The organism is Bradyrhizobium sp. HKCCYLS3013 (assembly GCF_051167615.1).
In the GTDB taxonomy this organism is placed as follows: Bacteria; Pseudomonadota; Alphaproteobacteria; order Rhizobiales; family Xanthobacteraceae; genus Bradyrhizobium.
Map to the genome: position 1 here is coordinate 81,983 of NZ_JBNPTK010000002.1, position 19,034 is coordinate 101,016.

Here is a 19,034-nt window from a genome sequence, read left to right on the forward strand (position 1 = left end):
GCATGCCTGCATTCGTTATGTCGCGGCTGTTCTGGATCGCGCTCCTGACGGTGATCGTGGCTCTGATCCTGCCAACCTACGTCTCAGGCTACGTCCTCGGGCTGCTGACGGTCGCGTACTACACGGCCGTGTTCGCGATGTCCTGGGATCTGCTGTTCGGCTTCGCCGGCGAGGTCAATTTCGGACCGACCTTCCTGATCGGCGTCGGCGCCTATACGGCCGGCATTCTCGATGCGCACTTCTCGCCGGGCCTGTCGATCTGGCTGTGCATCGCCGCCGGCGCACTGGCGGCGGTCGTCGGCGGCGTCGTGCTGGCGCTGCCGGCGCTGCGCGTCAGCGGGCCTTATTTCGGCCTGACCACGCTGGTGGCCGTGCTGATGTTGCAGAACTTCATCGTCGTTGCCGCAGGGCTGACCGGCGGCGAGATCGGCCTCGCCGTGCCGGACGTGATCTCGATCGATGCCAGGACCAACTACTGGATCGCGCTCGGCTTCATGCTGGTGAGCGGAGCGATCCTGTTCGGCTTGTCGCGCAGCGCCATCGGGCTGATCCTGCAGGCGAGTGGCCAAGACAAGATCCAGGCCGGCGCGCTCGGCTTCAATGTCACCAAGCACAAGCTCGCCGCCTTCGTCGTCAGCGCGTTCTTCTCCGGGCTCGCCGGCGCGCTGATGGTGTTCTACATGGGCACGGCCTCGGTCTCGACCTTTGTCGATGTCGGCGTCGGCGTGCAGATCATCATCGCCGCGGTGCTCGGCGGCCGGCGCACCGTCATCGGCGCCGCGATCGGCGCGATCTTCCTGATCGGCATGGGCGAGCTGCTGCGGCCGCTCGGCGAGCTCGCGACCCTCATCGTCTCCGTGATTGCGCTCGTGGTCATCCTTTTCTTCCCCGACGGCTTCCTCGGCATGATCAGGGGAGGGGCCAAGGCATGAGTGGCGCTCCGATGCTGGAGGTCAACGGCCTCACCAAACGGTTCGGCGGCCTCGTCGCCGTCAAAAATTTGAGCTTCTCGATCCGGCCCGGTGAGATCCTCGGCCTGATCGGGCCGAACGGCTCGGGCAAATCGACCGCGATGAAGAGCGTCATGGGCGTCGAGCGGCCGACCGCGGGCTCGGTCAGGCTCGACGGCGTCGAGCTCGCGGGCCTGCCGTCGCACCGCATCGCGCGCATGGGCGTCGGGCTGGTGTTCCAGCATTCGCGACCGCTGGCGCGCCAGACCGTGCTGGAGAACATCAAGGTCGCGCTGCTGCCGGACAAGCTGACGCGGCTGTTCGCCGACAAGGACGTCGATGCGCGCGCACGGGCCATTGCGGAGCGCGTCGGCCTCGGCGGCGTCATCGACCGGCGGCCGCCGACACTGGCGTTTGCCGATCTGCGCCGGCTCGAGCTTGCGAAGGCGGTGGCGCGCAGCCCGAAGCTGGTGCTGGTGGACGAGCCTTTCGCCGGCCTCACGGCGTCCGAGGTCGCCGACTTCTCCGAGCTCATCCGCGAATTCCGCGACGACGGCCACGCCGTGCTGCTGGTCGACCACAACGTCAAGAGCGTGTCGGCGCTGGTCGACCGCGTGCTGGCGATGTATCTCGGCGAGAAGATCGCCGAGGGCAGGGCGACCGAGGTGATGCAGGACGAGACGGTCCGGCGCGTCTATCTCGGCGGCGCGCTGGTCTCGACCGCGCGGCCGGAGGCGAGCTTCAAGGACGTCACGCCGGCGCTACAGGTCGACAAGGTCGGCGTGCTCTACGGCAAGGCGCAGGCGCTCCAGGACGTGTCGCTGCACGTCCATGAGGGCGAGTTCGTCTCGGTCGTCGGCCTCAACGGCGCCGGCAAGACGACGCTGTTCAACGCCATCTCGGGCCTGGTGCCATATTCGGGTGAGGTGAAGTGGGCAGGGCGCAGCCTTGCCGGCGGCACGGCGGCGCAGATCGCCCGCTCAGGCATCGTGCAATGTCCGGAGACGCGCGAGTTGTTCGGCGACATGAGCGTGCGCGAAAATCTCGAGCTCGGCGGCAATGCGCTGGCCGACACCGAGCGTGCCGAGCGGCTCGAATGGCTGTTCGGGCTGTTTCCGATCCTCAAGTCGCGGCAGCCGCAGCTGGCGCGCACGCTGTCCGGCGGCGAGCAGCAGATGCTGGCGATCGCGCGGGCGCTGATGATGAAGCCGAAGCTCCTGATCCTCGACGAGCCGACGCTCGGGCTCGCGCCGGTCATCCTGGAGACGCTCTCGAAGGCGCTCGACCGACTGCGCGAGACCACCAAGATCACGGTGCTGCTCGGCGAGCAGAACGTCACCTTCGCGCTCCCGCACGCCGACCGCGTCTACGTGCTGGATCATGCCAAGATCGTCTGGGAAGGCCCGCCGGACCGCTTCGAGGCCGAGGCCGCTGCGAACTATCTGTGAGGGTTGAGCGGAGAGCGTGGGGAAGGGGAGCCAATTGAAGGGGAATGGCCACGCACCCGTTTCCGACGTTGCGGCCTGTCGCGCCGTCGAGTTGATCTATCACTCCTACCTGACCGGCCTCATCCTGATGTTGTCGTCGCGGGCGGGTCCGCAGCGCGCTGCGGAGATCGTGTTCCGGACGTTTCGGCGGCAGCAACTGGCTCGCTTCCTTCCGGGGTTGAAGAAGCTCGGTCTCGACGGTCTGCCGCATGCGGTCGCGTGTGCGCAGTACCATTACCTGTCCAATCAGGTCGGCGGCGTGAAGGTCGAATACGTCTACGAAAACGATCGCAAGGCGTGGGTGCGCTATCCGCCGCCGCGCTGGATCTGGTCGGGGACGGCGATCTGCGGCATTCCCTCGGAGGTGTCGCGCGCGATGCTGCGCGGATGGCACGCCAACAATGGCGTCGTCCTCGGCAATCCCAGGCTCGGCTTCGTCTGCACCGGGCAGACCGTCGACGGCCAGCCCGGCCTCGAAGGCTACTACAAGGAATGGGATCACGATCTCGTGCCGGACGAACGCCTTCAGTTCTCGCCGGGCGAGCGTTGCCCGGCTTTCGATCCGGCCCGCGCTCCCAAGCTCGCGGAGAATGCCTGGCCCGAAGAACGGCTCCTCAAGGTGCTCCGCAACTATGCGATGGAGTATATCACCTCGATCGTGCCGGAGACGGTGGCCGTGCTCGGCCCGGAGGAAGGCGGCCATCTGGCCGGCGCCGCGGCGAGGCTGATCGGCATGCATACGTTCGACGAGGTCGCAGCGCTTCTTGGCGGCGTCGAGCCTGGCGCCGCAGGGTTCGCAAAGGCGTTCGCGCGACTGGCCCGCGGCCAAGGCGACGACGCAGAGCTGTTGCCGGATCGCGACTCGATCCTCGTACGCCAGACGTCCTGGCGTCTGATGTCCGAGCGGGACAACCTCCCGCCAGCCGTGTTCGAGGCCTGGAGCGAACTCTGGGTCGGCACGGCGCTCGCGCACGACCGATTCATGAGGATCGACATCGTCGAGCGGCGCGACCGGGGCGACGCGCACTGGGCCTGGCGATTTCGCTGATCGCAAAGTCCGCACATGCCTGCGCGTCCGGGAGAACCGTGCCGGAACTTCTTAGAAGCGAGGCGGGCGGGCCTGAGGCGGCCGGGGTGGGAGGCGCACGGCTGCGCCAACCGTCGTGGCCTCGGTCTTCGCCCCCCGGACCGCGCGCACCAGCTGGTCCTGGCTTGCCTGCAGCTGTTCGATCGCCCTGGCCTGATCGCGGTTGGCTTGCTCCTGGCTGGACTTGAACTCCTGGAACCCGCTCTGCAGTTCGGCGACATCATGCGCGATCTTCTCGATCAGTGGCATAACGTCCCGGTCGGGAGCGGGCGGCATGTCACGCTCCGACGTTGCCTCCGCCATCGCGGAGGATGGATCGCTGGAGCGCGTTGATGATGCTGACGGTGACGTCTCCGGTGTTGGCGAAACGGATGGTGAAACGGATGGTGATGGTGAGGCAGGAGCCGGCTCGGCCACACTCGATCCGTTCGCCGCCGTCTCCAGCGTCACGGCTGGATTCGCCGTCTGAGCGTTCTCGCGCCGGATGGATTGAACCGCCGCTTCGATCCGGTCGGTGACGGAGGTGATGGTCTCGGTATGGTCCCGCGCCAGGGTGATGGCCGCGCCGACGAGCCCGGCCGACGCCATCAGCGTGATCATGGCCCGCAATACGGGCCGGCGCCGGGCCGGAGGAGGCGTTTCCAGGTGCTCGATGCCTGCAGCGGGTTCGGCAGCCTCGACAGCATCTGCGGCGGCCTGGGCCTCGATGGCGGCGATCCGCTGATCGATACGTGCGCGCACCTCGGCCAGCACCCGCTGATAGATCTCCTCGCAGACAGCGTCGTCAGGCGGCAGCGCGACATCACCCGGATCAACTTCCTTCGACGTCGACTGAACTGGCATGTCTTCGGATCCCATTCACGATACGCCCGTGCCCAATCCTGAAGGATGCGGTTTTGACCTCTGGGCTTTGACCAAACGAAGACTGCGCCGTGACGAGGCGGGGGCGATTTCGCACAGGCGCCGACGTGCGCTGGGCGGGCCGATGTGCGGCTTCCACCGTCAGGCAACCGCCCACAGCCAATTCGCATAAGGTATATTATGGAATATTTATATGCTGAGGGAGTTCAATGGCTTGGCGCCGAATCCTCGAATTTACGGCAGCCGCGGGCCCTTCAGACCCCCCGGCCAGCCCAAGCTGATGGGCGCTCGCCATCGCCGAGACTCGCGCTGCGCATGGGGCCTGCTGCGAACGCCGATATTGCTGCTGCGGCCCATCGCTGCAATAAGCGCAGGCGACGTCGCTGATGTCGCAGGATTCGTCCGGCGATGCTTGCGGCGGCGCGATGCAACGAGAAGAAGCTTCTCCAGGGAGAAACGAGAATGAGCCTGTCACGACGCGCGCTGTTGAAGGCCTCCGCGGCGTCAGCCGTACTGGGTGGAATTGGCACCGTCGCAGCGCCGCATGTGGCGCGCGCTGAGAGCGCCGAGTTCACGTACAAATACGCCAACAACCTCCCCGACTCCCATCCGCTCAACGTCCGCGCCAAGGAGATGGCGGCGGCGATCAAGGCCGAGACCAACGGCAAGTTCGACCTGCAGATATTCCCGAACAACCAGCTCGGTTCCGACACGGACATGCTGAGCCAGATCCGCTCCGGCGGCGTCGAGTTCTTCACGCTCTCGGGCCTGATCCTCGCGACCTTGGTGCCAGCCGCGTCGATCAATGGCATCGGCTTCGCGTTCCCGGACTACGACACGGTCTGGAAGGCCATGGACGGCGATCTCGGCGCCTATGTGCGCGGCCAGATCAACAAGGCCGGCCTGGTGGTCATGGACAAGATCTGGGACAACGGCTTCCGCCAGACGACGTCGTCGACCAAGCCGATCAACGGTCCGGATGACCTCAAGGGCTTCAAGATCCGCGTGCCGGTGTCACCGCTGTGGACCTCGATGTTCAAGGCATTCGAGGCGGCGCCCGCCTCGATCAATTTCAGCGAGGTCTATTCGGCGCTGCAGACCAAGGTGGTCGAGGGCCAGGAAAACCCACTGGCGATCATCTCCACCGCCAAGCTCTACGAGGTGCAGAAGTACTGCTCGCTGACCAATCACATGTGGGACGGCTTCTGGTTCCTGGCGAACCGCCGTGCCTGGGAGGCCGTGCCGGCCGACATGCGCACGATCGTCGCCAAGCACATCAACGCGGCGGCCGTGAAGGAGCGCGAGGACGTCGCCAAGCTCAATGCCGGCCTGCAGGCAGAGCTCGCGTCGAAGGGCCTGACGTTCAATCAGCCGACCGTCGCGCCGTTCCGCGACAAGCTGCGCACCGCCGGCTTCTATGCCGAGTGGAAGGGCAAATACGGCGACGAGGCCTGGGCGCTGCTCGAAAAGGCCGTCGGCAAGCTGTCGTAGCCCCCCGAGCATGATCCGGAAAAGTGGAGACCCGGTTTTCCGAAAGGATCATGCTCAAAACAAGAATGGCGTAGGGCGCGTTCGGGTGACGTCATGGCGCATGCCGAGTTCACGGAAATTGCGATCAGCGAGGTGATCATCGAGACCCCTCGCCGCCGGTCCTGGCTCGACGGCCTGGAGGCCCTGCTCGGCCTCCTCGTCGAGATCCCCGCCGCGCTGCTCGTCGTGGCCGAGATCGTCATCCTGTTCGCGGGCGTCGTGGCGCGCTACGTCCTGCACCAGCCGCTGATCTGGTCGGACGAGCTGGCCTCGATCCTGTTCCTGTGGCTCGCAATGCTCGGCGCCGCGGTGGCGTTCCGCCGCGGCGAGCACATGCGGATGACGGCAATGGTGGCGCGCGCCAGCCCCGGCTTACGCGCCTATCTCGATCTGGTCGCGACGAGCGCGGCGCTGGCGTTTCTGGTCATGATCGCCTGGCCGTCCTGGGAGTACGCCTACGAGGAAAGCTTCATCACCACGCCGGCGCTGCAGATCGAAAACATCTGGCGCGCCGCCGCACTGCCGGTCGGCGTCGGACTGATGGCGCTGTTCGCCCTCATCCGTCTCGCCCGCACGGCCAGCGTCAGGACGATGCTGCTGGCCGTCGTCTCCGTCGTAGCCATCATCGCGCTGTTCTGGGTGGCGCAGCCGTTGCTGAAGCCGCTCGGCAACATCAACCTCGTGATCTTCTTCGTCGGCGTGGTCGGCTTGTGCGTCTTCGCCGGCGTGCCGATCGCGTTCGCTTTCGGGCTCGCGATCTTCGGCTATCTGGCGCTGACGACGCGCACGCCGCTGATGGTGCTGGTCGGGCGTATGGACGAGGGCATGAGCCACCTCATCCTGCTGTCGGTGCCGCTGTTCGTCTTTCTCGGATTGCTGATCGAGATGACCGGCATGGCCCGCGCCATGGTCGCGTTCCTGGCAAGCCTCTTGGGGCACGTCCGCGGCGGGCTGCATTACGTGCTGGTCGGCGCGATGTACCTCGTCTCGGGCATTTCCGGCGCCAAGGCCGCCGATATGGCCGCGGTCGCGCCGGTGCTGTTTCCGGAGATGAAGGCGCGCGGCGCCAGGCCCGGCGATCTCGTCGCCCTGCTCGCCGCCACCGGCGCGCAAACCGAGACCATTCCGCCGAGCCTGGTGCTGATCACGATCGGCTCGGTCACCGGCGTGTCGATCGCGGCGCTGTTCACCGGCGGCCTGCTGCCGGGCGTGGTGCTGGCGATCACGCTGTGCACGCTGGTGTGGTGGCGCTACCGCAACGAGGACATGAGCGGCGTCCGCCGCGCCAGCGGAGCCGAGATCGGCAAGGCCTTCATCGTCTCGCTCCCTGCCCTGGCCCTGCCCTTCGTGATCCGCGCGGCCGTCGTCGAGGGCGTCGCGACGGCGACGGAGGTCTCGACCATCGGCATCGTCTATGGCGTGCTGGCGGGCCTCCTGGTCTATCGCCGCTTCGACTGGCGCCGGCTGATGCCGATGCTGATTGAGACGGCGGCGCTGTCCGGCGCCATCCTGCTGATCATCGGCACCGCCACCGGCATGGCCTGGGGCCTGACGCAGTCCGGCTTCTCACGCGCGCTGGCGGCCGCCATGACCGGGCTGCCGGGCGGCCCGGCGACGTTCATCGCGGTCTCGATCGTCGCCTTCACGATCCTCGGCAGCGTGCTCGAGGGCATTCCGGCAATCGTGCTGTTCGGGCCGCTGCTGTTTCCGATCGCGCGTGCCGTCGGCGTGCACGAGGTGCATTATGCCATGGTGATCATCCTGGCGATGGGCATTGGCCTGTTCGCACCGCCGTTCGGGGTTGGATATTACGCCGCCTGCGCGATCGGTCGGGTCGATCCCGCCGAGGGCATCCGCCCGATCTGGGGCTACCTGCTGGCGCTTCTCATCGGCCTCATCGTGGTTGCGATTTTTCCGTGGATTTCGATCGGGTTCCTGTAAACTCTTCAGATGACGAGGGAGGGTGGTGATGAGCACGAACCAGTACAAGCTCGGCCTGGACAAGACGCCGGCCAACTACGTGCCGCTGACCCCGCTCAGCTTCCTGGCGCGCAGCGCGGCCGTCTATCCCGACCACGTCAGCACGGTCTATGAAGGCCGCAGCTTCACCTGGCGCCAGACCTATGAGCGCTGCCGGCGCTTCGCGTCCTATCTCGCGGGACGCGGCATCGGCGAGGGCGACACCGTGGCTGCGATGCTGCCGAACATCCCGGCGATGAACGAGGCGCATTTCGCCGTGCCGATGGCCGGCGCGGTGCTCAACACCCTCAACATCCGCCTCGATGCATCCTCGATCGCGTTTCAGCTCGATCACGGCCAGGCCAGGATCATCCTGGTCGATCCCGAATTCTCTGCCGTGATCAGCGAGGCGCTGAAGCTGATGAGCGGCGCCAAGCCGTTCGTGATCGACGTCGATGACGCCTCCTATGCCGGCGGCAGCCGCATCGGCGAGATCGAGTACGAGGCCGCCGTTGCCGCGGGCGATCCCTCATTCGAGCCGCGCCGTCCCACTGATGAGTGGGACGCGATCGCGATGAGCTACACCTCGGGCACCACGGGTAATCCCAAGGGCGTCGTGACGCATCATCGCGGCGCCTATCTGAATGCCGTCAGCAACATTCTCGCCGGCGGCCTCGGCCAGCATCCGGTCTATCTCTGGACTCTGCCGATGTTCCACTGCAACGGCTGGTGCTTCCCCTGGACCATGGCGGCCGCCGCCGGCGTCAATGTCTGCCTGCGCAAGGTCGAGCCGACCAAGATCTTTGAGCTGATCAAGACCCACGGCGTCACCCACATGTGCGGCGCGCCGATCGTGTACAACGTGCTGATCAACGCGCCGGACGCGCCCAAGGGCAAGCGCGACAAGCCGGTCGTCGGCCTGATCGCCGGCGCCGCGCCGCCGGTTGCCGTGCTCGAAGGCGCCGAGAGCATCGGCATCAAGCTGACGCATGTCTACGGCCTCACCGAGGTCTACGGCCCCGCCTCCGTCTGCGCCGAGCAGCCCGGCTGGGATGACCTGCCGGCGCCGGAGCGCGCGCGGCTGAAGCGTCGGCAGGGCGTGCCTTATCCGTTGCAGGAAGCCGTCACGGTGCTCAATCCCGAGACGATGCAGGAGGTGCCGCGCGATGGCGAGACCATCGGCGAGGTCATGTTCCGCGGCAACATCGTGATGAAGGGCTATCTCAAGAACGAGAAGGCGACGCAGGAAGCCTTCGCCGGCGGCTGGTTCCATACCGGCGACCTCGGCGTGCTCGACGAGCACGGCTACGTCATCATCAAGGACCGCTCCAAGGACATCATCATCTCCGGCGGCGAGAACATCTCCTCGGTCGAGGTCGAGGACATCCTCTACAAGCACCCCGCCGTTTTGTTTGCCGCCGTCGTCGCCAAGCCCGATCCGAAATGGGGCGAGGTGCCCTGCGCCTTCATCGAGCTCAAGGACGGTGCTGAAGCCACCGAAGCCGAGATCATCGCCTATTGCCGCAGCCACATGTCCGGCTTCAAGACGCCGAAGGTCGTCGTGTTCGGCCCGATCCCGAAGACGTCCACCGGCAAGATCCAGAAGTTTTTGCTGCGCAACGAGGTCAACTCGGCCAAGGCGATCTCGGCGTAGGTGCCTCTGAGTAGGGCGGGTTAGCCGCAGGCGTAACCCGCCGCGCCAGTGCTGGAGGCTATGGCGGATTACGCTGCGCTAATCCGCCCTACGCGCGGCCAATGAACTGATGAGCTGCATCGACACGCGCGGTGCACCCTCTCCCCTTGTGGGAGAGGGTGGTTTCGATGCAAAGCATCGAAACCGGGTGAGGGGTTGCCACGAACTCAGAGCGGAATGTGCGGCACGAACCCCTCACCCGAGTGAGGACGTAGTCAGCACCTTTGAGCCCTCTCCCACAAGGGGCGAGGGCGCATTCATGAGCACCGCGATGACGATGGTCTTTCCTCGCTCGGGCGTCGAAGGTCAGTTTGCCGCCGCGTCGCCCCTGCTCTTCTCCGGATAATACTGCGGCGCTTCGCGGCGATCGTACATGCCGTAGTCTCTGCTGACTTCGACGACGCGGATGTTGTCGGCGCCGGGTTCGGCGAGCAGGCGCACACTCAGCGCCACGCCGGTCGCCTCGTCCGGCAAGTCGATCAGATGCGCGAAGCGGCCCTTGCGATAGACGCTGGAGAAGGTCGCGACCGGCAGATCCGTCGCGATGCTCAGCTGCGGCGCAGCCGTCTCCACCGCCAGCACATAGGTCGGCGCACGCCGTTTCGGATCGTTGTACGTCCCCCGCCGCTCCGGCTGCCAAGCCGCCTGCCCCGGCCTGACCTCGTGCACCAGCTCGGCGACGCGCAGGCGATAGTCGGAGAACACTTTGTCGCGGCCGAGCGTCTGGATGTCGTGGTGATGGGCGTGCACGCGCCAGGCGGTCATGGCGCCCTCGTCCTGCCAGATCTGGTAGGACAGAATCAGGTTGTCGCGCGACAGGCTCCTGAAGCGGTCGAGGAACAGGCAGCCGCCGAGGGCGTCGAGCTCGGGCCGCAGCGCGGCAGCGAGCTGCAGATACTGGTCGAGATGGCCGGGCTTGACCTCGACCTCGAAGAACAGCGACAGCATGGTAGCATCTCCATGTATTCGGCCGCAGGCTGCTACAGCTTCGTGGCCCTTGCGGTCGCCCGCCCCTGCCCGTCAACGCGAGCGAAGCGAAGCAATCCAGAGTCATTGCTATAACTCTGGATTGCTTCGTCGCCTTCGGCTCCACGCAATGACGGCCTTAGCCGGCCAACGAACAATCAGCCGACCTCCAGCCGCATGCCATCATACGCCGGCACCACGCCGGCCGGCAGGCTCTGGCGCAGCACCTCGTAGTCGAGATCGGCGGTCATGTTGGTGATGACGGCGCGTCGGGGCTTGAAGCGCTCGATCCAGGCCAGCGCGTCGTTGACCGAGAAATGGCTCGGGTGTGACGCCGGGCGCAGGCCGTCGACAATCCAGAGGTCGAGATCCTCCAGTGCGCCCCAGCTCTCCTCTGGGATGTCGTTGAGGTCAGGCGTGTAGGCGGCATTGCCGATGCGGTAGCCGAGCGCGGGGATGTTGCCGTGCTGGACGAGGAACGCGGTCAGCCTCAGCTCGCCGCCCTTGCCTTCCACCGCCTGGGTCTCGCCGGCCTCGATCGCGTGCTGGGTCAGGATCGGCGGATAGTCGCTTCCCGGTGGCGAGATGAAGCAATAGGAGAACCGGTGCATGATGTCCTTGGCGGTCGACTGGTTCAAATAGACCGGAATCCGCCGCCGCTGATGCATGACCACCGAGCGCAGGTCGTCGATGCCGTGGGTCTGGTCGGCGTGCTCATGCGTCAGGAACACCGCGTCGATGTGGTCGACATTGGTATCGATCAGTTGTTCGCGTAGATCCGGCGAGGTGTCGATCACGACGCGCGTCACGCCGTGCGTGGCGCGGCGCTCCACCAGCAGCGAGCAGCGCCGGCGACGATTTTTCGGGTTGTTCGGATCGCAGGCGCCCCACCCCAGCGCCGGGCGCGGCACGCCGGCCGAGGAGCCGCAGCCGAGAATGGTCAGCGTCAGCGTCATGCAGCCTCCCTTGGCCGCGGCACCTTCGAGAACAGCTTGAAGAAGGTCTCGGTGGTCTGCTGCGAGAATTCCTCGAGCGAGACGCCGCGGGTCTCCGCCAGAACCTTCGCGGTCTCGACGACATAGGCCGGCTCGTTGCGCTTGCCGCGGAACTTGCCGGGCGCGAGATATGGCGCGTCGGTCTCGACCATGATGCGGTCGGCCGGCACCTCGGCGGCGAGCGCGCGCAAGGCCTCGGACTTCTTGAAGGTCACGATGCCCGTGAACGAGATGTGCAGTCCGAGATCGATCGCCTTCATCGCCAGCTCGCGTCCGCCGGTGTAGCAATGCAGCACGGCGTTGAAAGGTCCGCGCGCCATCTCCTCCTCGAGGATGCGGCTGCACTGCGCGTCGGCCTCGCGGGTGTGGATCACCAGCGGCAGACCAGTGTCACGGGCGGCGGCGATATGCGCGCGGAACCCGCGCTCCTGGGCGTCTTTCGAGCCGTGATCGTAGAAATTGTCGAGCCCGGCCTCGCCGAGCGCGACCACCTTCGGATGGCGGGTCAGCGCGATCAGCTCCGCGGCCGGAATACCATCCTCCTCGTCGGCATTGTGCGGATGGGTGCCGACCGAGCAGTAGACGTTGTCGAAGCGCTCGGCGATGGCGAGCAGCTCGGGCAAGCGCCGCACTCGCGTCGAGATCGTCACCATGCGACCGACGCCGGCGGCCGCGGCGCGCGTGACGATGCCATCCAGATCCTCGGCGAAATCCGGAAAGTCGAGATGGCAATGGCTGTCGACCAGCATCACGCGGCCGTCGGCTCGATGTAGCGCGGGAACACCGCCTGTGGCGCTGGCAGCTGCGTGCCCGCAGCAATCCGGAGCTCGCCGCCAAGCCGCGCGAACGTTCGCTCGTCCTCGGGAATGCCGAGGCTGTCGAGCAGCTTTGCCGACGCGGCCGGCATCACCGGCTGGGTCAGGATCGCGACCTGACGGATCACCTCGGCGGTGACGTAGAGCACGGTGTGCTGGCGCGCCGGATCGGTCTTGGCCAGCGCCCAGGGCGCCTCGCCCGCGAAATAGCGGTTGGCCTCGGCCACGACCGACCACACGGCGTTGAGCCATTGGTGGATCTGCTGCGTCGCCATGGCTTTGCGCGCCGCGCCGATCATCGCGTCGGCCTCGGCCAGAATCGCCTTGTCATTGGCCGAGAACTCGCCGGGCTCCGGGAGCACGCCGCCGAGCTGTTTCGAGATCATCGACAGCGAGCGCTGTGCGAGATTGCCGAGGTCGTTGGCGAGATCGGCGTTGATGCGCGCGACGATCGCCTCGTGATTGTAGTTACCGTCCTGGCCGAATGGCACCTCGCGCAGGAAGAAGTAGCGGAGCTGGTCGACGCCATACTGGTCGGCGAGATTGAACGGATCGACGACGTTGCCGACCGACTTCGACATCTTCTCGCCCCTGTTGAACAGGAAGCCGTGGGCATAGACCCGCTTCGGCACAGGGACGCCGGCCGACAGCAGGAACGCCGGCCAGTACACCGCATGGAAGCGGATGATGTCCTTGCCGATGACGTGGACGTCGGCCGGCCAATACTTCCAGTTCGGATCCCTCTCGTCGGGAAAGCCGACGCCGGTGATGTAGTTGGTGAGCGCGTCGACCCAGACATACATCACGTGCTCGTCGTCGTGGGGCACGCGGACGCCCCAGTCGAACGTGGTGCGCGAGATCGAGAGGTCCTTCAGACCGCCCTTGACGAAGCTGATGATCTCGTTGCGCCGCGCATCCGGCCCGATGAAATCCGGCTGGCTCTCATAGAGCGCGAGCAGCCTGTCCTGATAGGCCGACAGGCGGAAGAAATAGCTCTTCTCCTCGACCCACTCCACCGGAGTGCCCTGCGGTCCGCGGCGGACATTGTCCTCGCCGACGACGGTCTCGTCCTCGGCGTAATAGGCCTCGTCGCGCACCGAGTACCACCCCGCATAGGTGTCGGCGTAGATGTCGCCGTTCTCGCGCATGCGAGTCCAGATCGCCTGCACCGAGTTGTGATGCGCGGGCTCGGTGGTGCGGATGAAGCGGTCGAACGAGACGTTCAGCCGCTCGTCCATCTCGCGGAAGCGGCCGGCATTGCGGGTCGCGAGCTCCGACGGCGTCAGGCCCTCGTTCTGCGCGGTCTGCACCATCTTCAGGCCGTGCTCGTCGGTGCCGGTGAGGAAGAAGACGTCCTTGCCGTCGAGCCGCGCAAAGCGTGCGATGGCGTCGGTCGCGATCGCCTCATAGGCGTGGCCGATATGTGGGTTGCCGTTGGGATAGGCGATCGCCGTCGTGACGTAGAAGGTGTTCTTGTCGGCCGGAGGTGCGGCGACCTGCGCTACGATCTCGTCGATTTCGACGACGACAGCGGCCTCGACCTTCGGCTTGCGCGGCGCCTTCGGCTTGGCGGCGCGCGGCGGCTTCGGGGCTTCAACGATGGCCGGCGCGACCTTCTTCGGTGCGGCCGGCTGTTTCGGAGCGGCGGGCTTCCTCGCTGCCGCAGGCTTTTTCGTTGCTGCCGCAGGCTTGGCGGCGGTCTTCTTGGCCGGCGGTGTGGCGGGCTTTGCCACGGCCTTCCTGGCTGGCGCCTTCACAGCTTTCTTGACCGCTTTCTTGGCGGCGCTCTTCGAAGCTTTCTTGGCCGCGGTCGCCGCCGGAGCTTTGCTCTTGGCTTTCGCGGGGGCCGTCTTGGATGTGGCGGTCTTTTTCTTGGCGTCCTTGTCCTTCGCCGCCTTCGCCTTGGCCGCGCTGACCTTGCCCTTCGCGGGCGCGTTGCGGGCAGCCTTCTTCGCGCCGCTCTTGCTCGCGGGCTTGCCCTTTTTCACGGTTGTCTTGCTGGCCTTAGCCACGGCAGATTCCTCTTTGACGACGTCGGTCGACGGATTGATCCTGATGATCCCGGGATGATGGTCGCGCGGTTACCGCGTGGCTTCGGCAAGCATCCCGAACACCGAGAAAACCAGCGGTTTTCGTTCCAGATTATAGGATTCGGTGTCGCGCGCGGCGCGGACGATCTTTTCCCATACCTCCGCCAGCCGTGCAAGGCGCGGCAGTTCCGCGTTGGCATCGCCGGCGCGCAGCCGCTCCGCCACCCAGCGCTCGATGCTGTCGAGGAAGCTCGCCAGCGCGACGCGGTCGCTGGTGCCGAGCGCATCACCCAGGGCATGCAGCTCGCCGGCGTCGATTCGCGGCAGGCTCGCGAGCAGCGCCGCGGTCCGGGTCTGCAGCTGCAGCCCGTCGCCGCCCAGCAGCATCAGGGTGCGCGCGACGCTGCCCTCGGAGGCCCTGGCCGCCTCGCGCAGCGCCGGCTCGGCTACGTTCATGCCGGTGGCCTCGGCCGCGGCGCTGATGACGTCGTCGGTCGCCAAGGCCCGCAGCGCCAGCCGGCGGCAGCGCGATTTGATGGTGGCCAGCACCCGCGCCGGCGCGTGGCTGACCAGCAGGAACAGCGACTGCTGCGGCGGCTCCTCGAGGATCTTCAGCAGCGCGTTGGCGGCGTTGGGATTGAGCTCGTCGACGGTGTCGACGATGCACACCCGCCAGCCCTCGACCGCCGCCGTCGAGCCGAAGAACGAGATCGTCTCGCGGGTTTCGTCCACGGTGATGACGGTGCGCAGCACGCCCTTGTCGTTGGCCGAGCGCTCCAAGGTGAGCAGCCCGCCATGGGCCTCGGAGGCGATCAGCCGGGCCACGTGATCATCCGGGTCCACGTACAGCGAGCCGGCGGTACGTACCGCGTCCGACGCAGGATCACGGTGGGTCAGCACGAAGCGCGCCATGCGGTAGGCCAAGGTGGCCTTGCCGATGCCTTGCGGGCCGCCGATCAGCCAGGCATGCGCCATCCGGCCGCTGCGATAGGCTGACAGCAGCGCGGCCTCGGCCTCGCGATGGCCGAACAAGGCGCTGGTCTCGCGGGGATGGCGGACCGCGATCTCCGGCTCGACCTTGCGTGCGCTCATGAGGCGGCCGCCACTTCCGCGAACAGCCGCTCGCGCACGGCGTCCCAAACGAGTTGCGAGACCGTATCCGCGCTCGCCGTGGCGTCGACCAGCACGCAGCGCCGGGGATCCTCGGCGGCGATCTTGTGAAAGGCGTCGCGCAGCCCCTTGTGGAACTTGATGTCCTCGCCTTCGAACCGGTCCGGCGCGCCGCTGCCGCGCCGCGCCGCGGCTCGCTGCAGGCCGACCTCGACGGGCACGTCGAGGATCAGCGTCAGGTCCGGCTTGAGGTCGCCGATCGTGACCCGCTGCATCGCATTGAGCACATCAGGCGCGACCTTGCCCTGGCTGCCCTGGTAGGCCCGGGTCGAATCGAAGAAGCGATCGCACAACACCCAGCTTCCCTGGTTCAGCGCCGGGAGAATCACGTTGCGCACATGGTCGTCGCGTGCGGCGGCGAACAGCAGCGTCTCGGCCTCCGGCCCCAGCAGCTTGCCCATGCCCGACAGCACGAGGTGGCGCATGATCTCCGCGCCCGGCGATCCCCCGGGCTCGCGAGTCAGGACGACGCGCACACCCTCCTTCTGCAGACGGTCCGCCAACATCTTGATCTGCGTGGATTTTCCGGCGCCCTCGCCACCCTCGAAGGTGACGAATCGGCCGCGGCCCGGACCACGTTTCAAAGCTGAATCCGCCATGTCTCTAGAGCTTCTCGGCCCCGGCGCGGAACATCCCGATCACGAGCTCGCTGACCCCATCGATCGCACGCCGCATCGTGGATCCCCTGCCCACCGCCTCCGCAGCATAGACAGGGGCCTCCATGGCGATATTGGGGCCGCGCCAGACCCTGACAACCCCGACCTTCTGCCCGGGCTCGATGGGAGCCCTGACCGGGCCACTGTAGATGATGCGGGCGATCAGCTTGTCGCCGCCATTCTTCTGCACCATGACCTTGACCGGCACCGGGCTCGACAGCTTGACCGAGCGGCTCTCGCCGCCGAACACCTTGGCGTAGCCGATCGGCTGCTCCGCCGCGAACAGGGTGCGGGTCTCGAAATTGCGGAAGCCCCATTCCAGCATCTTCTTGGCCTCGGTGGCGCGGTCCTCGGAGTCCTCCAGGCCATTGACGACCACGATCAGCCGTGTGCCGTTCTGCACGGCCGAGCCGACCATGCCGTAGCCGCCTTCCTTGGTGTAGCCGGTCTTGAGGCCGTCGGCGCCCTCCATCGCGTTCAGCAGCGGGTTGCGGTTCTGCTGCCGGATCTTGTTCCAGGTGAATTCCTTCTCGCCGAAGATCTTATAGAACTCCGGGAAATCCAGGATGATGTGCCGGGCGAGCATGGCGAGCTCGCGCACCGTCATCTTGTTGCCGGGATCCGGCAGCCCGTTGGAATTGGCGAAGGTCGATCTGGTGAGGCCGAGCTCGCGCGCCCGCTTGGTCATGTAGTCGGCGGCGAAGATCTTCTCGTTGCCGGCCATGCCCTCGGCGAGCGCAATGCAGGCGTCGTTGCCGCTCTGGATGATCGCGCCGTGCAGGAGGTCGCTCACCGACACCTTGCTGTTGAGCGCGGCGAACATCGTCGAGGTGCCGGAGGGCGCCCCGCCCCGGCGCCAGGCGTTCTCGCTGATGCGGTATTCGTCGTTGAGCTTGATCGTGCCGTCCTTGACCGCGTTGAAGACCACCTCGGCGGTCATCAGCTTCATCATGCTGGAAGGCGCCCGCAGCTCGTCCGCATTCTTCTCGAACAGCACGCTGCCGCTGTTGGCCTCCACCAGGATCGCGGTCGGCGCATCGCCGTCGAAGCCGCCATCCTCCTTGCGCGCGCCCTGGACGCTCTGGTTGGCGGCGTAGAGCACGCCGCTCCAGCCGACGGCGAACGCCGCGGCCAAGGCGATGAGCGCACGCGTCACCCGTCCGGACGTGAAACCGGAGCGACGCGGCGGTAAGGTCATGACATTCATCGGCTAAGCTCTGGAGCGCACTGGGATTCTAGCAGTTGCGGGGGGTGCAAACAACTCGGCAATCCGCGGATCCGTCCGCTGTCCCGGGATTTGCACGGCTCATCGCGCGGTGCGATACGTCCAGGGCCGGCAATCACAAGTCGAGCAACCAAGGGGGAAACGGTGTCATCGACGCGGACCATCAAGGCCAACGGAATCGAGCTGTTCGTGCGCGAACAGGGCGAAGGCCCGCTTGTCGTGCTGTGCCACGGCTGGCCCGAACTGTCCTATTCGTGGCGGCACCAGATCGTGGCGCTGGCCGAGGCCGGCTATCGGGTGGTCGCGCCCGACATGCGCGGGTTCGGCCGCTCGCAGGCGCCAGCAGACATCGCCGCCTACTCGATCTTCGACACCGTCGGCGACATGGTGGCACTGGTCGAGGCGCTCGGCGAGGACACCGCCGTCATCATCGGCCACGACTGGGGCGCGCCGGTGGCCTGGCATGCGGCGCTGTTCCGGCCGGACCTGTTCACGGCCGTCGCCGGACTGAGCGTGCCGCCGCCGCTTCGCGGCCGCGGCCGGCCGCTCGACACGCTCCGCGCCGGCGGCATCGAGAACTTCTACTGGCAGTATTTTCAGACGCCGGGCGTCGCCGAGGCCGAACTCGAGCGTGACGTCGCGCTGACGATGCGCACGATGCTGGCGCGTGGCTTCTCCGACCCGCAGTCGCTGTTCGTCGCGCCGGACAAGGGGTTTCTCGGCGACGTAACGCCCGATCTGCCTCTGCCGGCGTGGTTGAGCGAGGCAGATCTCGCCGAGTTCATCGCAGCCTATCGCACCTCCGGCTTTCGCGGCGGCCTGAACTGGTATCGCAACATCGACCGCAACTGGGAGCTGACCGCGCCCTGGCAGGACGCCCAGATCCGCCAGCCGTCGCTGTTCATCGCCGGCAGCGACGACGCGGTGGTGACCGGGCTGATCGGCGCCAAGCGCGTTCAGGACATGGCGCGCGTGCTGCCGGATCTCCGGCGCAAGCTGATCATCGACGGCGCCGGCCACTGGATTCAGCAGGAACGCGCCGCCGAGGTGAACGCGGCGCTGATCGCGTTCCTGCGCGAGGTGGCTCCGGCTCGCTAGCGCGCGAGCGGCAGCTCCATCATGCGATGCGACGCTGTCGCGTTGTCCGCCGCGTCGCGGAAGCCCAGTCGGACGTAGAACCTTATCGCGTCGTCATTCGTGGTTGCGACCGCGAGCGAAAGCACCGCGGCGCCGTGCTCCCGTGCGGCGGTGGCGACCGCCTGCATGATCTCGCGCCCGACACCCGCGTTGCGCGCGCCAGGCAGCAGCGCGAGATCCACCACGTGCCATTGTGACGCCGCGCGGTCGAGCAGCAGCCGCCCGACCGGCGCGGCGTCGCGGAGAATGATCAGCGACTGCGCCGCCGGACACTGCGCCGCATGGCTTGCGAGCTGGGCGCGATACTGCTGCGCCAGCACGAGATCGAGCATCGCCGGCGGCAGACCGGCCGCGGCGAGCTGCGCACCTTTGACGAAACCAAAGAGGTCACGCAGGAACGGCTCGTCGGCGGTCTCGGCCGGCCGCAGCCGCAAGCGAACGTCCGGTGAGACGACGTCGATCCCGAGCGTCAC

The 19,034-nt window shown here is 66.7% G+C and carries 16 protein-coding genes; 7 read left to right on the forward strand and 9 right to left on the reverse strand.

The window, feature by feature from the left end; all coding sequences use genetic code 11:
• Nucleotides 1-2 precede the first annotated feature (2 nt).
• From ACQR1F_RS04460 to ACQR1F_RS04470, 3 genes are read left to right on the forward strand one after another with little or no spacing between them, the layout of a single operon-like run.
• Nucleotides 3-932, forward strand: a complete 930-nt coding sequence (locus ACQR1F_RS04460; RefSeq protein ID WP_315799965.1) for a branched-chain amino acid ABC transporter permease — start codon at nucleotides 3-5, stop codon at nucleotides 930-932.
• A complete protein-coding gene (locus ACQR1F_RS04465; protein WP_409997866.1) occupies nucleotides 929-2,398 on the forward strand; it encodes an ATP-binding cassette domain-containing protein in 1,470 nt (489 codons plus the stop codon). Before ACQR1F_RS04460 ends, ACQR1F_RS04465 begins: the two co-directional genes overlap by 4 nt.
• A 34-nt stretch (nucleotides 2,399-2,432) precedes the next feature.
• On the forward strand, nucleotides 2,433-3,485 hold the full coding sequence (locus tag ACQR1F_RS04470) for a hypothetical protein (protein ID WP_434912584.1): 1,053 nt from the start codon (nucleotides 2,433-2,435) through the stop codon (nucleotides 3,483-3,485).
• A 51-nt stretch (nucleotides 3,486-3,536) separates the two neighbouring features.
• Here the strand turns inward: ACQR1F_RS04470 and ACQR1F_RS04475 are convergent, their stop codons facing one another.
• Nucleotides 3,537-4,367: a hypothetical protein gene (locus ACQR1F_RS04475; RefSeq protein WP_434912585.1), complete on the reverse strand. Its 831-nt coding sequence runs from the start codon at nucleotides 4,365-4,367 to the stop codon at nucleotides 3,537-3,539.
• Between the two features lie 480 nt (nucleotides 4,368-4,847).
• Here ACQR1F_RS04475 and ACQR1F_RS04480 point away from each other — a divergent pair, with 480 nt between their 5' ends.
• The 3 genes from ACQR1F_RS04480 (at nucleotide 4,848) to ACQR1F_RS04490 (ending at nucleotide 9,528) form a co-directional block, all read left to right on the forward strand.
• Nucleotides 4,848-5,876 carry a TRAP transporter substrate-binding protein gene (locus tag ACQR1F_RS04480; RefSeq protein WP_316236482.1) on the forward strand — a complete coding sequence of 343 codons (1,029 nt, stop codon included), beginning with the start codon at nucleotides 4,848-4,850 and terminating at the stop codon, nucleotides 5,874-5,876.
• A 93-nt stretch (nucleotides 5,877-5,969) separates the two neighbouring features.
• A complete protein-coding gene (locus ACQR1F_RS04485) occupies nucleotides 5,970-7,856 on the forward strand; it encodes a TRAP transporter large permease (RefSeq protein ID WP_434839897.1) in 1,887 nt (628 codons plus the stop codon).
• 28 nt (nucleotides 7,857-7,884) lie between these two features.
• On the forward strand, nucleotides 7,885-9,528 hold the full coding sequence (locus tag ACQR1F_RS04490; RefSeq protein ID WP_434912586.1) for an acyl-CoA synthetase: 1,644 nt from the start codon (nucleotides 7,885-7,887) through the stop codon (nucleotides 9,526-9,528).
• A 345-nt stretch (nucleotides 9,529-9,873) separates the two neighbouring features.
• On the opposite strand, the gene ACQR1F_RS04495 is transcribed toward ACQR1F_RS04490, so the two are convergent.
• From ACQR1F_RS04495 to ACQR1F_RS04525, 7 genes are all read right to left on the reverse strand, one after another.
• Entirely contained in the window at nucleotides 9,874-10,515 is a 642-nt protein-coding gene (locus tag ACQR1F_RS04495; protein ID WP_316215812.1) for an antibiotic biosynthesis monooxygenase family protein, read from the reverse strand.
• Nucleotides 10,516-10,691: 176 nt separating this feature from the next.
• Entirely contained in the window at nucleotides 10,692-11,489 is a 798-nt protein-coding gene (locus ACQR1F_RS04500; protein WP_434839563.1) for an MBL fold metallo-hydrolase, read from the reverse strand.
• Nucleotides 11,486-12,277: a TatD family hydrolase gene (locus ACQR1F_RS04505; RefSeq protein ID WP_434912587.1), complete on the reverse strand. Its 792-nt coding sequence runs from the start codon at nucleotides 12,275-12,277 to the stop codon at nucleotides 11,486-11,488. The genes ACQR1F_RS04500 and ACQR1F_RS04505 overlap by 4 nt, the downstream gene beginning before the upstream one ends.
• Nucleotides 12,277-14,355, reverse strand: a complete 2,079-nt coding sequence (metG, locus tag ACQR1F_RS04510; protein WP_434912588.1) for a methionine--tRNA ligase — start codon at nucleotides 14,353-14,355, stop codon at nucleotides 12,277-12,279. The genes ACQR1F_RS04505 and metG overlap by 1 nt, the downstream gene beginning before the upstream one ends.
• A 69-nt stretch (nucleotides 14,356-14,424) precedes the next feature.
• Nucleotides 14,425-15,465, reverse strand: a complete 1,041-nt coding sequence (locus ACQR1F_RS04515; protein ID WP_434907617.1) for a DNA polymerase III subunit delta' — start codon at nucleotides 15,463-15,465, stop codon at nucleotides 14,425-14,427.
• Nucleotides 15,462-16,142: a dTMP kinase gene (gene tmk, locus ACQR1F_RS04520; RefSeq protein WP_315799977.1), complete on the reverse strand. Its 681-nt coding sequence runs from the start codon at nucleotides 16,140-16,142 to the stop codon at nucleotides 15,462-15,464. The genes ACQR1F_RS04515 and tmk overlap by 4 nt, the downstream gene beginning before the upstream one ends.
• Nucleotides 16,143-16,146: 4 nt before the next feature.
• Nucleotides 16,147-17,406 carry a D-alanyl-D-alanine carboxypeptidase family protein gene (locus ACQR1F_RS04525; protein WP_316178747.1) on the reverse strand — a complete coding sequence of 420 codons (1,260 nt, stop codon included), beginning with the start codon at nucleotides 17,404-17,406 and terminating at the stop codon, nucleotides 16,147-16,149.
• A gap of 162 nt (nucleotides 17,407-17,568) precedes the next feature.
• On the opposite strand from ACQR1F_RS04525, the gene ACQR1F_RS04530 reads away from it, so the two are divergent.
• A complete protein-coding gene (locus tag ACQR1F_RS04530; RefSeq protein ID WP_434912589.1) occupies nucleotides 17,569-18,522 on the forward strand; it encodes an alpha/beta fold hydrolase in 954 nt (317 codons plus the stop codon).
• Here the strand turns inward: ACQR1F_RS04530 and ACQR1F_RS04535 are convergent.
• On the reverse strand, nucleotides 18,519-19,034 hold the full coding sequence (locus ACQR1F_RS04535; protein WP_434912590.1) for a GNAT family N-acetyltransferase: 516 nt from the start codon (nucleotides 19,032-19,034) through the stop codon (nucleotides 18,519-18,521). The genes ACQR1F_RS04530 and ACQR1F_RS04535 overlap by 4 nt on opposite strands.

Bases quoted from the DNA above. Each gene is read 5' to 3' on its own strand.
- ACQR1F_RS04460 (WP_315799965.1), top strand. From the start codon at position 3: ATGCCTGCATTCGTTATGTCGCGGCTGTTCTGGATCGCGCTCCTGACG.
- ACQR1F_RS04465 (WP_409997866.1), top strand. From the start codon at position 929: ATGAGTGGCGCTCCGATGCTGGAGGTCAACGGCCTCACCAAACGGTTC.
- ACQR1F_RS04475 (WP_434912585.1), bottom strand. From the start codon at position 4,367: ATGCCAGTTCAGTCGACGTCGAAGGAAGTTGATCCGGGTGATGTCGCG.
- ACQR1F_RS04480 (WP_316236482.1), top strand. From the start codon at position 4,848: ATGAGCCTGTCACGACGCGCGCTGTTGAAGGCCTCCGCGGCGTCAGCC.
- ACQR1F_RS04485 (WP_434839897.1), top strand. From the start codon at position 5,970: ATGGCGCATGCCGAGTTCACGGAAATTGCGATCAGCGAGGTGATCATC.
- ACQR1F_RS04490 (WP_434912586.1), top strand. From the start codon at position 7,885: ATGAGCACGAACCAGTACAAGCTCGGCCTGGACAAGACGCCGGCCAAC.
- ACQR1F_RS04495 (WP_316215812.1), bottom strand. From the start codon at position 10,515: ATGCTGTCGCTGTTCTTCGAGGTCGAGGTCAAGCCCGGCCATCTCGAC.
- ACQR1F_RS04500 (WP_434839563.1), bottom strand. From the start codon at position 11,489: ATGACGCTGACGCTGACCATTCTCGGCTGCGGCTCCTCGGCCGGCGTG.
- ACQR1F_RS04505 (WP_434912587.1), bottom strand. From the start codon at position 12,277: ATGCTGGTCGACAGCCATTGCCATCTCGACTTTCCGGATTTCGCCGAG.
- ACQR1F_RS04515 (WP_434907617.1), bottom strand. From the start codon at position 15,465: ATGAGCGCACGCAAGGTCGAGCCGGAGATCGCGGTCCGCCATCCCCGC.
- tmk (WP_315799977.1), bottom strand. From the start codon at position 16,142: ATGGCGGATTCAGCTTTGAAACGTGGTCCGGGCCGCGGCCGATTCGTC.
- ACQR1F_RS04525 (WP_316178747.1), bottom strand. From the start codon at position 17,406: ATGAATGTCATGACCTTACCGCCGCGTCGCTCCGGTTTCACGTCCGGA.